Origin of the sequence: Oligoflexus tunisiensis, assembly GCF_001748245.1 — a bacterium.
In the GTDB taxonomy this organism is placed as follows: domain Bacteria; phylum Bdellovibrionota_B; class Oligoflexia; order Oligoflexales; family Oligoflexaceae; genus Oligoflexus; species Oligoflexus tunisiensis.
This window is the reverse complement of sequence record NZ_BDFO01000001.1, coordinates 3,393,909-3,406,737: the sequence shown is the minus strand read 5'-3', so window position 1 is coordinate 3,406,737 and position 12,829 is coordinate 3,393,909. Positions and strand designations below refer to the sequence as shown.

The window sequence follows — 12,829 nt, the reverse complement described above, 5'->3', positions numbered from 1 at the left end:
CTGTGTACGTACCTGACGTAATATTCTCCCGCAAGCCACCGACATGACACAGATACCTGGCGTGGGCTCGGATTTTTCCGCCGACATCCGATAAATATTATGTGTACATAATCTGATGAAAATACAACGGGAGTAATTGTGCGAAAAAAACGCATGACCTGGAACGTATTTACGATAATGCAATCTGTGGTGGCTTTGATCGCCGGTTTTTCGTTTGGAATTCTGATCGGATGGGGAATGGCCGTGGTCGATAAAGCGCCAGCTCTCAAGGAGCGCCGTACCGATTTATTGTCGATTGTCACAGGTCGTCGCCATACTGAATTGAGCAAACCACAATACGTGGCAACTTACATTGAGAACGATTCCAAGCCACTGAAATATTAAGGTTCATAGCGGATCAAAGTATGGTCCGGATCAGGACTGCCTCCGTAAATGCAATGCCGGCAGGAAACGCCGCCATTGCACGATCACTTTGATTCCTTGTGTATGAATCGCTGCAACCCGACTGAATCCCATGCAGAAATCTTACCTCCCGTTCCCTCGCGGAACATTGTACATTCCAACTCAAGTTGTTGACTTCGTTAGAAAGCAAGGGACTACTTTTGAAGTCCATGAAAGGTAAACGATGATACGGACGTTAGCGTTGTCAATATCGATACTGCTGTGGGCCGATGCCGCCTTTGCTGTTGGACTTTGGGGTCGCGTCACACCATTTTCCAAGGGTGAAGTTTGGGCCACGGGTGGAGTCCTCCTCAAGGACCATTACACACTCGGCCTGACTGCAACTCAGGACGGCAATGCCGTGGAATTTGGTCTTGCGTATCCTTTCAGCCGATTCGGGATGACCTCCAACATGGTTCATCTGAGCCTCGGCCTTATCAATCAGTGGGTTGATGTCAAGGTCGGTCCGCCCCAGGAGTTTCATAGCTACTATGGAACGCTGGCCTTGAATTATACACTTTTCTTTGCGGGTGCGAGGGTGGTTGAGCGGGATATCGACCACGATCTGGTCCAAAAGCGAGGACGCATCGTAAGAAAATCCATCAACGATTTCTTCATAGGACTGGGGATTTTTTTCACCCCAGGGGGCGCGATGGTTTGGAACGCAAGCCCTGAATGAGTCCCAGGGGCTTCTTGACTATAAACTTTGGGAGCCAAACAGCAATTTCCCGCTGCCAGGAAAAATTTTCCGCAAACTGTTCGCGTTGTTTCGACTGTGTTCTACTGAGAGTGGTTGAACCGGAAAAACGATGCAACACGGAGACAGTATGCTCATGAAACGCACAGTTCTCGCGGCCCTTGCCGCCCTGGGACTCACGGCCTGCGCGGAACAGGGACCAGAGACCAGTGATCTGAAAATTGATTCGGCTCATTCGATCGGAGTGGATGGCGTGATCACCAATGGGGTGATTCGCACAACGGCAACGAGTGACAGCACGATCACAAGGCAAATTCGTTCGCAGCTGAATTACATGACAGGACAGCTCAACGGCATCAGCGGTGGTGCGGATTTGAATCGTTTGGAATTGACCATCAATGAGAAAATTCCTCAGGCTGATGGCAGCTTTGAAGTGCATTATGCGGCCAAGGTTCTGGTCGCCTGGCGTCGCGATCGTACCCTGCCGGACAGCTATGAACTGATCCTGCCGGCGCGTGGCGATAGTCGCTCGATGCGCGGTTTCGTGACCGCTTTTCAGGATGCCTGCGCCGCTTCCAGTGCGCATGATGTATCCACCGGCAACTTCTGGTACTACTACCGTCCGCAACCGGACGACTGTCAGTTGCTGATGAGCGATCCCGCGCATGCCGCACTGGTTTCGCGTTTCGCCATCCATCTGAATGTCAGTGCAGAAAATACCGAGGGCAAGGCTCCGGAATATGCCAAGATCTGGGAGGATGATCGCGCGGTGATCACCGCCGTCTTTGGCAAATACGAAGACGGTGCCACCAGCAACCGGGATGCAGGGATTGCCGCTTACAATGAAATGTATTCCATGCTGCGCAGCCGCTTCGGTGAACCTGCAATGCAGGATGTTGACGTTCCTGAAGGCACCCGTCCCGGCGTGGACTATCCTGCCATCCACATGATCTTCAATACGCCCGAAGGCACCCTGGATGTGGATATTCTGCTGATCGATGGCATTCTCAGCGCCGATGAAACGTTCAAGGCACGCTACAACGAGCGCACGAAGATATCCGACCTTGTGTCCTATAACGGCCACTCAGGTCTTGGTGCCAACATCCGGGCTCTCGCGCGCATGGGATCGTTCCAGACCGGCCAGTACCAGCTGTTCTTTGTCAACGGCTGCGATACCTTCGCCTATGTGGACAATGCCCTGCGCGATGCCCATGCCACCGTGAATCCCGGCTATGAACCTTCGAAATTCTTCGACATCATCACCAACGCCATGCCGAGTTATTTCCATGCCAACGCGAATAATAACGTAGCACTGATGGAGGCCTTCCTCGGTCGCAGCCAAACCTATCGGCAGATCCTCAGCGGCTTCGATCGCGCCCAACGCGCTGTCGTCACCGGAGAAGAGGACAACGCCTGGCCGGCTGCATTCTGAGCCCTGGTGCCTATCCAAATCCCCTGGGCGGCAGACATCCGAAAGGTCTGTCGTTCAGTGGCCTTCGGTTCGATCCCTAAACTTTGGTATGTAAAACCTGCTGTCTGAAATTCCAGCAGCGGATTTTTTCGTTTTCGGCTACGCTGACTCTTGCCATAGCCAAAACTGTGCCACAGAGTCGAACGTATGAGCTTGGATCCTGATGCTTACGCACAAGCCAAAATAATCTTTCATCAAGCTCTTCAAGTGGATAAGGAGCAGAGGCCTTCCTTGATCGCCGCCAAGCGCAAAGGCCGCGAGGATATCCGGTGTGAGGTGGAATCGCTTCTGTCTTATCATGAAAGCACATCGGAATCGAACCCGTCCGACCTTCGCCCCTTGTCTGTGGCTTTCGAACCCACAAAAGCCAATGCGATCCAGGCCGGCATCCAACGTCTCCTGCAAAAGAAGGTGATTCGATTCGCCTTGCTCCTGGGTATCATGCTGGTCCTGCTCGCAGCTGCCTCGGCAGGTCGCAACACGCTGCACGCCATCCTGAAGAGGGAGGTCGCAGGGCACATGGACAGCATTCTGAATTCCAATTTCCTGTCCATTGAACTTTGGTCGGAACATCGCACGAAGGAAGTGGAGCGGTGGGCTGAAGCGCTTGGGGAGCAACCCGCTCTCAGGGAACTGCTCCGGATTTCCAGAACCAGCCAGAACCCCTATGAAGAAATCAGGTCCGCGCCAGCCCAGGCGGAAATTCAGAAATTGTTCGCAAGCACCTTGCGAGCGGGACCATTCGGACACTTTGTCATTGTCGATGATACCTATCGAGCCGTGAGCTGTGATGTGGACAAAATGGTTGGCAACCGGTTTCTCCCGGACACCCAGCTGATGAGCGTGGCCAATCAGGTCCTGAAAGGTGAAAACCTTTTTATACCCAAACGATTGATTGGATCAGCATTTCAGGAAAAGGAATTGATGGTCCAGGATGGAATATGTTTCCTGGTTCGCCGCCCCAATCCGGGATAAGTCCGGGCGCATACTTGCCGGTCTGGCTCTGTCGGTCAACACTTCGGGCAGTTTTGATCGAATTATTAAAGTGGGACGCTGGGGAGAATCGGGAGAAACCTATGCCTTCAACAGACAAGGTTTTATGGTCTCGGAAAGCCGTTTCAACGACCAACTGGTCGCAGCCGGGCTTCTCAACAAAGGACAACCGGCCGGTCTCAATATCGCCCTCAAGGATCCTGGAGGAAATTTGACGGAAGGCTTTCGCCCGAAAAATTATAGGGAGGACTGGCCGTTTACCAGGATCGTCTCGAAGGCTTTGGAACGCCCTCGCGAATATTCAGATGAGATGCAGGGCCACGTTCTCGAACCTTACCGGGACTATCGTGGTATGGAGGTCGTTGGGGCCTGGCGCTGGCATCCCAGCCTGCTTTTCGGTTTGATCACGGAAGTTGACGCTGGCGAAGCCTTTGTTACGTTGCGCTTCGCGGATACGCTCTATATGGCCATGATTATCCTTTGCGGCACCGCGAGCCTCTTCGCAGCCCTGAACTATTTCGCCATGATCCGGATGCGTCCTGCCGCTCGCCTGGGCGACCGCATGGGGCAGTATCGCTTGCTGAGGAAAATAGCGGAGGGAGGGATTGGAGAGATTTATTTAGCCAGGCATGAGTTTCTGAAAAGGCCTGCCGCCATTAAAATCCTGAAGAAGGATCGCGATAAACCCGATTCCCTCAATCGCTTTGAAGCCGAGGTTCGCGCCACCTGTAAGCTGACTCACCCCAACACGGTGGCCGTCTATGATTTTGGTCGCACCGTCGACGAGTGTTTCTACTATGTGATGGAGTATCTCCAGGGAATCAGTTTAGCCAGGCTCATCGAGGTCGAGACACGCATGCCCTGGAGGAGGGCCATCCATCTTCTTCTGCAGATCTGTGGTTCTCTGAAGGAGGCCCATGCTCTGGGCCTGATACACCGTGACATCAAACCTCTCAATATCATGGTCTGCCGGCTCGGAGGAGTCTACGACTTCGTCAAAGTCGTTGATTTCGGCCTGGTGAAAAGCATCAAGAGCCTTGTGCCTTCGGAAACGACAGACTCTCTTTCCAGTCAGCTGCGCGGGACGCCTGGTTATATCGCGCCAGAGCTTTTGATTCAGCCCTTGGCAGCCAATGAGCGCAGCGATATTTACTCCCTGGGTGTCGTCGCTTATAAGATGCTGAGTGGTTGTAACCTCTTTGATGCGACCCACGAGGCTGGCCTGCTCTATGATGTGCTGCATACGACACCTCGAAACCTGGCCGAGCACAGGCCGGACCTGCCTCCCGCGCTCGTCCGATTGATCATGATGTGTGTTGAAAAGAACCCATTGCACCGGCCACCCAACATGGAGACGCTGGAGAGCGAGCTGAGAGCCTCGGCTGATGCGGGGGTCTGGACTCAGAATGAGGCCAAACAATGGTGGTCCTTGAGGGATCACCTTTTGCTGCTGCCCGGGTAAGCGAACGGAGGGAGGTGTCCCCAAGCTTAGAACGCCAGCCCGATGAAAAGATCAACGCTGATCAGCATAAGACGGTAGGACACCGTGGACTGCGTGGTGGTTTCGCCAGGGGTCAGATCATGATCCGATGTGGTGATTTTGGTGCTTTCCTTGCCGAAACTTTGTTGCACAACACTCAACCCCACACCACTGCGATAGCGGCTCCGCGCCGAAAATTGCCCATCAGCCTTGTCATGCACCACCTGCAGCCGCGCTCCTGATGCGGCGGGCCCGCTGTACTGTTCCCAGGTGGAGTATTTGTAGTTGCTGCCATTCAATCGAACCTGATGGGTCGATAGCACCGAGAAATTCGCCGTTCCATAATATTCCCCGCTGATCTGCATGGAAAACGTGGGCGTCAGGACCATCGAGAGCCCGAGATGGGCTCCGTAGAGATTATAGGTCGCGCGCTTCCTGACCCCATCCTCGGTGAAATTCAATTTGAGCTGTTTGATTTGAACGCCCATGACCATGGGCCAGGGCTTGCGCAAAGTTCCGGGGATATAACTGAGCTGAAAGGAATAGTTGTAGCCCTTGTTCAGGAGCGGTGAACCCGTTTTCGTCAAAGTGCCGGCCGTCGCCCCGGCCCCGCCCATCAAAGTCAAACCCGCCCAGGCCTCTCCGCAGAGGAGGAGAAGCAGCAGTTGTCCCAGGAAAAGGCAGGTTCGCAGCACGACGGCACTCCTGATCGCTTCCTCTTTATCGGTCGCATCCTGCCCTTCCGGAAGTATCGAAAACGCCCGGAAAAACACTCTTACGGCAAGGTAAGCCAGGGTTGAAAGCAGCCCAGCCTTTTGAAACTGCAAATTTATTCGGAAGCATTCAGACCATTATCATTTGTGCCGATCGCCTTGTTATGAAGAGTTTCCTGTGCGGAACGATCATGACCTTACGGTAAGAAGGAAACAGTCATGTTGAAATGCAAACCTATCATCAAAGCCGTGCTTGCCCTCACGCTGGCTACTGCCTGTGGTGCGGAGGAGCCGGTTCAATATACGGATGAGGACACGGAAAGCTCCACGACCACGACCCTCAAACGCCGGACCTTCAACTTTCCCGTGAAAGTCACCACCAGCGAAACAGGTTTGAGTCTGGCCGCGGATGCCACCGCCTTTTCCGTATCACTCACCGACTGTGTCTCGACCCATACGGCGACTGTGACGGAAACCAAGGCTTATCTTGAAGTTTATGAATTCGACCGCAACTGCCTCGCCAAGCTCACAACGTTTACCTTGAATAGCAAAACTTATACCCCCAAGGTCGGTTCTGAATTTGATACCTGGCTGGTGGGTGACGTCGCGACCTTTGAAGTGGCCGCCGCCAACCCTGCTGATGAATTGACGGTCACCGTTGTCAGTACCATCGCCAATCCGGTGGTCGCCGGCGGGGATATTCACTATCAGTTTTCGGAAGTCACTCAAGGGGATACGGAAACGCTGGGTGAGGCTGTGGTGCGGGAATCGGCGACCTTGAACGTGAATGGGCAAGCGGCTCCGAATTTTTCCATCGCGCAGGTGGAACTGGTCGACATCACCGCCGATGGGAATGGCGAATTCCGCTTCCAGCTCGAATGCAATAACGCGGTGACAGGCACAGGCGTCAATATCCTTTGCGATGACGTGGCTCTGAGTTCGATCTATATGGCCCTGGCCGAGGATACCTATGGGGTTCCTGGTCCTGATCTCACCGACCTGGAAGATATCTTTACCGCAGCGGCCGGCGGCACGCAGATTGATATGACCACGGACGCATTTGAGGCCGGACAGGGCACCCCGGTTCTGGCCAACGGTGGCTTTATTACAGCGGATACCGGTGATGCGGATGTGATGGTGCTCGCAGGGACAATGCCGATCGTGACCCATCCCAATATGGTGTTTGTGCTGAAATCCGGACCGTCCTACACCTGGTTTTATATCCGGGTGACGACCATTACCCAGAGTGATGACGGCCCCTAAGATGCTGCTGCGACTTTTCACGCTAGGCTTCGCCCTCGTCCTGAGCGCCTGTGGCAGCGGGTCGAACACGGGGCTCATCAAATACTATCTGGAGCGCGAAGCCACCGCCACGACCACCAATGTTTTGCGTCTCGAAATCCTCGGCGATTTCAAACCCAAATTCAGTCTGAGCGGCACAGGATTCGTGGCCGACGTCCCCCTGGATACCGTGCTGGATGTCCGTGAAGCCATAGCCTTGACCGCCGATCAATTCGGTGAGGTCACCCTGACCATCACCCTGTATCAGGAAAACGGCAAAGCCTACCTGCAGGATAAGATCGTCTGGAAATCCAGCCCGGAGGTGCCCCCCGAGCCCGAGCCCTACTTTTCCGAGGATGCCAGCGCCGATGCCTGGGTCTACCTCGTCCTGCCGTCCACCCGGGGGAGCAACGTGCGCGAAGTCTGGGTGGAGGGGGATTTGGAGGCATCCCTGTCGGCTGGACAATACTATGACATTCCGGGTGATGATCAGGTCCTCATTCAATTGAGTGAGGGCGACGGCATCAAAAATCTTAAGGTGAAGTATCGCAATATCTTTGGCACCGACGGTCCGGTCATGGAAACGCAGATTGCCCGCAAGAGCCAGCCCCCCACAGAGTGCAGCGCCTCCCCTGTGGCCTTGACGACAGCCACCGGGTACGTCCGGATCCGAATCCAGGCCGTCAATGATGGCCCGCTCGCCTTTCGCGTGGAAGGTGATGTCGAAACGGTTAAAGAGTACCGCAGCTTCGAAGAGGCTACGGTTGAAGCCCTCATGCTGTCGCCAGGAGAAGGCACCAAGTCGCTCACGGTGAAAATCCGCGATGCGGCTGGAAATTTTTGTGAGGACATTCCGCTGACCATCAGCTACGACCGCAGCTATGTCCCCGGCTCTGTCGCCTTTCAGAACCAGGCTTTGTGGACGGACGAGCCCGACGTCGTCATCCTGCCTCAATTTGATTACCTGCCAGGCGACAACGTGAGTATGTTCATCAGCGGCAATGTGGTGGCCAGCGAGAGCACGTTCCAGTGGGTCCCCTACAGCGACTCGGTAAATGTGACCTTAACCCCTACCAACGGGACCCGGCATGTGATTGTGCAATACCGCAAGGACGAAACGTTGATGGCAGAGGTAACCGCCTCCATTTTTCTGAAGCCTTATGTGTCGATCAATGGCTCGGGAGCGACCGTGAGCGTGATTCCCAGTAACATCATCGGTGCCCAGTCTCTGACATTGACTGGCTGCGTGGAACCTTACGTTGAGGTGCCTTACGCCACCAGTTATTCCTGCACCAAAGCAGCGACAGAGGCTATCATTACGTATCACCTGACCGATGGCTCGACCGTGACACGATCAGCCGCTTTCTAAAGCCTATACAGAATCTTCACCCTCCGTCGAAAAATCAATGTGATCAAACCCGCGGCCTGTCTTGTTTGTCGGATCTTTACAAGCTGGTACGAACTGTGCACATTGCAGGAGGTCCTTTGAGTTGTTATCAATTTTCGAAAGGGTGATACTATGAAACGATCCATTAGCATCTCGACTGCGCTGCTGCTGTCTTTGGTTGCAGTCTCCTGTACGAAGAAAAATACAGGAATGGAAGGCAACAATAACAACGCTGAGCCTCAAACCCAGACAGCTCCTGACACAACAGGGACAACGGCTCCTGATACAACAGGAACCACCGGCACTGACACGACGGGCACAACCACGGACACCACGACTGGCACGAACTTGAATCAGCCAGCTCCAACTCCAAACTGTCCAGATCCTAGCTCTCCCGGCTATGATCCAACCAAGGTTGACCCAGCCTGTCCGCAGCCCGGCACCACCACTCCTACAACACCAACGGACACAACACGTCCGACCACGACTCCGTAACCTTCGGATGGCCGCCCTGCCTTGCAGGGTGGCACCCGCGACCTTTTGCCTTTATACTGACTGTTCTTCTGCCAAGGAGGACAGACTATGACTGAACGCATGATCCCCACCCATGGCGCGGAACTCTGCACCGAAGCCTTTGGTCAGCCTCACCAACCGGCCCTGCTTCTGATTATGGGCGCCTGCGCTTCGATGCTCTGGTGGCCTCAGGAATTTTGCGAGCGCCTCGCTCAGGCGGGCTATTTCGTCATCCGTTTTGATCATCGTGATACCGGCCGCTCCACCTGCTATGAGCCAGGCACCATCCATTATTCCCTCGACGACATGATGGAGGATGCTGTGGCGATCCTCGACGGCTACGGTGTGAAATCCGCGACAGTGGCCGGCGCCTCGCTGGGTGGAATGATCGCTCAGCTGATGGCTCTCAAGCATCCGGATCGCGTCGAGAGGCTCGTTCTTCTTATCTCGGGCCCTGTGGCTGTGCCGGAAGGCATCGTACTGCCGCCGATCGGACAAAAGGTGCTCGATCATCATGCAAACTCGGGATCGATGGACTGGTCCAACGAAGCCCTCGCGCTGGATTTCATGGTGGCCGGCTGGCGGATTACCGCAGGAACCCGCCATCCTTTTGATGAGTCCCTGATCCGTGCCACAGCGGTTGAGGACTATCACCGTTCCACCAACCTGCGGAGCAGTTTCAATCATGCCCTCCTGAGCGGCGGGGAATGGGCCAGCGGCCAGCTGCCCTCTATCCAGGCCCCGACTCTGGTGGTCCAGGGGACGGATGATCCGGTCCTCCCCTTCCCGCATGCGGAATACCTGGCTCGTGTCATCCCCAAGGCCCGGCTCGTTGCCCTGAAAGGTGCGGGGCATGAGTTGCATCGGGGGGATTGGGACCAGATCATTGCCGAGATCAAAGCGTTGCATTAGGCAGCAGAATAAACCATTGAAGAGCTCGCTCCCATGGGCGCAGTCTGCTCGCGCCTGCTTAGCATTTTTTCATCCAGATTCCACTAATTTGGCTGGGGTTTGGTCCCCATCGCTTTTATGATCTGGAGCAAATGAACCAACATGAAAAAGCTGGAAAGGCTAAAGAAAATTATCGTGAGAACATTGACTCTTGGGGCAAGTCTTTTGGCTGCCAATGCCGAGGCCAGGGATATTGGGCCAACGTTTAAAAAACCTTTGATTGTAGGGGCCAGCGTCAGCGGCGGCTATGCAGCACCCGGACCTGGTACGGTTTTGAGCACCCGGTATACCGATCCGAAAAACATACGAACCATTGCGTATAATGGAACACCGGGACATGTCGTGTTGAAGAATATTCTGCACCACAATTTGAAAGATCACTCGGTGATCATCGGCGTCGATCTCTTCTTTTGGGATTCCATCTATCCCACCGCACCGGCCAGCGTCGCAGCCCTGCGCACTCTCGTGAAGGAAGCGGAAAGCGCCAAAATCCCCTTGATCTTGGGCGATATCCCGGATCTTTTGCCGGGTCTGCAGAGTCAAAGAGCGATTCTGAATCAGGAGCTGCAGCAGGCATGCGCTCGTTACAGCCAGTGTTATCTGGTCCCCCTGAGCGAGGTCTTCCAACAGATCCAGCGGGATCGGCATCTGGTTTATCAAACCAAACGCTATACGCTGCGCGAACTCCTGCCGGATGGTCTGCACCTTGGACCCATTGCCAGCGCTTACGTTGCGGACCTCATGGAAGACCTCCTGCAAGGCCGCAGCGGCTGAGAACGATATCTTTCGCCCCGGTCCGTCCCGGATTGCACTTCGGACGGGCCTCATGCCAAGCCCATGGTCCATAATATGATAGTCCTGTTCCGATAGGCTAAAGGTGGGCTTAAGCGCCCAAACTTGCCGGGCTCAATTCATCCCGATGCAGCTGAAACAGTTCGTGGGTCCCCTTCATCCCGCGCACAGCGCGCGCCCCCAGGGCCGCGACCTGGGAGCTCGAAAGGTGGCGGGCTGCGTTCTGGCCTAAAAGGATCTGCCCTGGTTCCGCCATGCTCTCGATGCGGGAAGCGAGATTCACCGCACCTCCGATCACCGTATAATCCGAGCGTTTTTCGCTGCCGAAACTTCCCACAATGGCCTCGCCCAGATTGATGCCGACCCGCAGTTGAAAGCTCACACCAAAGTCCCGCAGCCAGACCTGATTCTGCCCCTCCATGGCCCGCATCAGATGACGGGCACAGGCGACCGCCCGTTCCACCTGCTTGTCCGGTGCGCTTTCAAGAGGCGCACCAAAGATCACCATCACACAGTCACCAATGAACTTATCGATGGTACCGCTCTCGGCAAAGACCACATCCGTGGCCATATGCATCCACTGATTCAGGAGGCGCGCAGTGCGTTCCGGCCCCAGCTGTTCGGCTCGGGAGGTGAAGTCGACCAGATCCGCAAAGAGGATGGTGACCATACGCTTTTGCGGCTCTTCATCCAGGCGCGAGCGGCCAAGGCGAATTTCCTCGACCAGGGCCGGCGGCAAAAATCGGGAAAGAATGCGGGTCTGCAGATACTGCTGCAGGTTTTGCATCCTTTGCTGCTGCACCTGCCGGCGCCAGAACCCAAAGCTGGCCAGGCCAAGCAGGGCCATGCTGGACGCGGCCAGGGAAACGGTGAGCTGAGACTTCTTTTGCGCCAGATCCAATTCCATGCGACTGATTTGAGATTCGTAACGACTGCGATCCGACTCCGCACGGGCGCGTGCCAGTTCCAGGCCATCCACGGACCGCGCCATGCGCTTTTTATTTTCGGGCCTGATCTTTTGCCGATAGAAGTGCTGAAACTGCTTGAGGACGGCGGTTTCGATTGCAGGGCTTGGCGCCAGCTGCAGAATCTCCTGGGTCATATGTTGTATCACGTCCAATTGCGTCGCATCCGGCAGAGTCACGCAGAGTTTTAAATTCGCCTTCTCTCCCAAAAGCTGTCGCACGATCTCCCCATAGCAGCGCAGAAAGGCGACCCGCATCGGACTCTCAGGATAGTTGATGAAAGACACCTGCCGCAGGCTGGCGCGAGCTTCCTGCTGCTGACCAAGATGAGCGTGAGCCAGAGCTGAAAAGACCAGCGCATCCTGCACATATACCGATTCCGGACTGACCCTTGCGAAATGTTCGAGCGCTTTTTGATCATCCCCAAAGGCAAACAGCACACCTATGCCCTGATTATAAGCACTGTCGCTGGCCGCAGCGAGGCGCCCTTGCATCCGCATCCGCTTCTCATTCTCAGCATAGATGGCCAGACCCTGGCGAACGATCGCCGGACTGTTGCCCGGATCCACATAGAGTCGGGCAATGGTGCCGAGCAGCTGGGCTCGCAAAAACCACGAGGATTCCGGAAGGGTGGCGATCGCCTTGTGCACGAGAAGGCTGGCTTTGCCAAAGTCATAGTTATCCGTCATGACCGCAAGGGTATCATGCGCAATCCAGCCGGCGACATCGGTACCCGGTTCGAGCTTCTGAGCCATTTCAAAATAATGTTCGAGCCTCTCCACGAGCTGCGGATAGTCGAGCGTGGCATCATACAGAACATAGGAGGTCAGAAGAAGGTAATCATCGACTTTGGGTTCCACCTGCAGACGCAGGCGATGAAAGGCTTCGCGATCCGAAAATTCCAGATAAAAGAGGAGTTGCCTCTGACCGGAGTAGCGTACAGCGTCCGGGAGCTGGGTCGTGGCCAGATATTTCTCGAGAGCGGTGCGGATCGTGAGGCGATCGGCATCCGGCGGCAAATTTAACTGGGGACGAATCACCTGTTCGAAAGGAATGGAATAGCGCCCGAGATTGCCGAGCGCCGGCCTGGTCAGAATCATGCCGATGATCAACAGAAGAAGCGATCTCAGGATCTGCAACCGGAC

At 55.1% G+C, this 12,829-nt stretch carries 12 protein-coding genes; 10 read left to right on the top strand and 2 right to left on the bottom strand.

Features of this window, described 5'->3' with window-relative positions:
• Positions 1-138 precede the first annotated feature (138 nt).
• The 5 genes from OLTU_RS14270 to OLTU_RS14250 all read left to right on the top strand — a co-directional run bounded on the left by OLTU_RS14270 (position 139) and on the right by OLTU_RS14250 (position 5,064).
• The gene (locus tag OLTU_RS14270; protein ID WP_141733441.1) at positions 139-384 is read left to right on the top strand and encodes a hypothetical protein; all 246 of its coding nucleotides are present in this window, start codon (positions 139-141) and stop codon (positions 382-384) included.
• Between the two features lie 241 nt (positions 385-625).
• Positions 626-1,120, top strand: a complete 495-nt coding sequence (locus tag OLTU_RS14265) for a hypothetical protein (protein WP_218110038.1) — start codon at positions 626-628, stop codon at positions 1,118-1,120.
• A gap of 154 nt (positions 1,121-1,274) precedes the next feature.
• The gene (locus OLTU_RS14260; protein ID WP_141733439.1) at positions 1,275-2,570 is read left to right on the top strand and encodes a hypothetical protein; all 1,296 of its coding nucleotides are present in this window, start codon (positions 1,275-1,277) and stop codon (positions 2,568-2,570) included.
• 186 nt (positions 2,571-2,756) lie between these two features.
• Positions 2,757-3,584, top strand: coding sequence for a hypothetical protein (locus OLTU_RS14255; protein ID WP_141733438.1), 828 nt, complete (start codon positions 2,757-2,759; stop codon positions 3,582-3,584).
• Entirely contained in the window at positions 3,544-5,064 is a 1,521-nt protein-coding gene (locus OLTU_RS14250) for a protein kinase domain-containing protein (protein WP_141733437.1), read from the top strand. Before OLTU_RS14255 ends, OLTU_RS14250 begins: the two co-directional genes overlap by 41 nt.
• A gap of 26 nt (positions 5,065-5,090) precedes the next feature.
• On the opposite strand, the gene OLTU_RS14245 is transcribed toward OLTU_RS14250, so the two are convergent.
• The gene (locus OLTU_RS14245; protein ID WP_141733436.1) at positions 5,091-5,777 is read right to left on the bottom strand and encodes a hypothetical protein; all 687 of its coding nucleotides are present in this window, start codon (positions 5,775-5,777) and stop codon (positions 5,091-5,093) included.
• A gap of 237 nt (positions 5,778-6,014) precedes the next feature.
• Here OLTU_RS14245 and OLTU_RS14240 point away from each other — a divergent pair, with 237 nt between their 5' ends.
• The 5 genes from OLTU_RS14240 (at position 6,015) to OLTU_RS14220 (ending at position 10,701) form a co-directional block, all read left to right on the top strand.
• Entirely contained in the window at positions 6,015-7,058 is a 1,044-nt protein-coding gene (locus OLTU_RS14240; RefSeq protein ID WP_141733435.1) for a hypothetical protein, read from the top strand.
• Position 7,059: 1 nt separating this feature from the next.
• Positions 7,060-8,445 carry a hypothetical protein gene (locus OLTU_RS14235; RefSeq protein ID WP_141733434.1) on the top strand — a complete coding sequence of 462 codons (1,386 nt, stop codon included), beginning with the start codon at positions 7,060-7,062 and terminating at the stop codon, positions 8,443-8,445.
• Between the two features lie 150 nt (positions 8,446-8,595).
• A complete protein-coding gene (locus OLTU_RS14230) occupies positions 8,596-8,958 on the top strand; it encodes a hypothetical protein (protein ID WP_141733433.1) in 363 nt (120 codons plus the stop codon).
• Between the two features lie 87 nt (positions 8,959-9,045).
• Positions 9,046-9,888 (top strand): alpha/beta fold hydrolase, encoded by an 843-nt coding sequence (locus tag OLTU_RS14225; RefSeq protein ID WP_141733432.1) that lies wholly within the window; start codon positions 9,046-9,048, stop codon positions 9,886-9,888.
• 174 nt (positions 9,889-10,062) lie between these two features.
• Positions 10,063-10,701, top strand: coding sequence for an SGNH/GDSL hydrolase family protein (locus tag OLTU_RS14220; RefSeq protein ID WP_218110037.1), 639 nt, complete (start codon positions 10,063-10,065; stop codon positions 10,699-10,701).
• 109 nt (positions 10,702-10,810) lie between these two features.
• Here the strand turns inward: OLTU_RS14220 and OLTU_RS14215 are convergent, their stop codons facing one another.
• Positions 10,811-12,823, bottom strand: a complete 2,013-nt coding sequence (locus OLTU_RS14215; RefSeq protein WP_141733430.1) for an adenylate/guanylate cyclase domain-containing protein — start codon at positions 12,821-12,823, stop codon at positions 10,811-10,813.
• Positions 12,824-12,829: the final 6 nt, after the last annotated feature.

What these genes read in the sequence shown, in the direction of transcription:
- OLTU_RS14265 (WP_218110038.1), top strand. Translation starts at nt 626, where the DNA reads ATGATACGGACGTTAGCGTTGTCAATATCGATACTGCTGTGGGCCGAT.
- OLTU_RS14260 (WP_141733439.1), top strand. Translation starts at nt 1,275, where the DNA reads ATGAAACGCACAGTTCTCGCGGCCCTTGCCGCCCTGGGACTCACGGCC.
- OLTU_RS14255 (WP_141733438.1), top strand. Translation starts at nt 2,757, where the DNA reads ATGAGCTTGGATCCTGATGCTTACGCACAAGCCAAAATAATCTTTCAT.
- OLTU_RS14250 (WP_141733437.1), top strand. Translation starts at nt 3,544, where the DNA reads ATGGAATATGTTTCCTGGTTCGCCGCCCCAATCCGGGATAAGTCCGGG.
- OLTU_RS14240 (WP_141733435.1), top strand. Translation starts at nt 6,015, where the DNA reads ATGTTGAAATGCAAACCTATCATCAAAGCCGTGCTTGCCCTCACGCTG.
- OLTU_RS14235 (WP_141733434.1), top strand. Translation starts at nt 7,060, where the DNA reads ATGCTGCTGCGACTTTTCACGCTAGGCTTCGCCCTCGTCCTGAGCGCC.
- OLTU_RS14230 (WP_141733433.1), top strand. Translation starts at nt 8,596, where the DNA reads ATGAAACGATCCATTAGCATCTCGACTGCGCTGCTGCTGTCTTTGGTT.
- OLTU_RS14225 (WP_141733432.1), top strand. Translation starts at nt 9,046, where the DNA reads ATGACTGAACGCATGATCCCCACCCATGGCGCGGAACTCTGCACCGAA.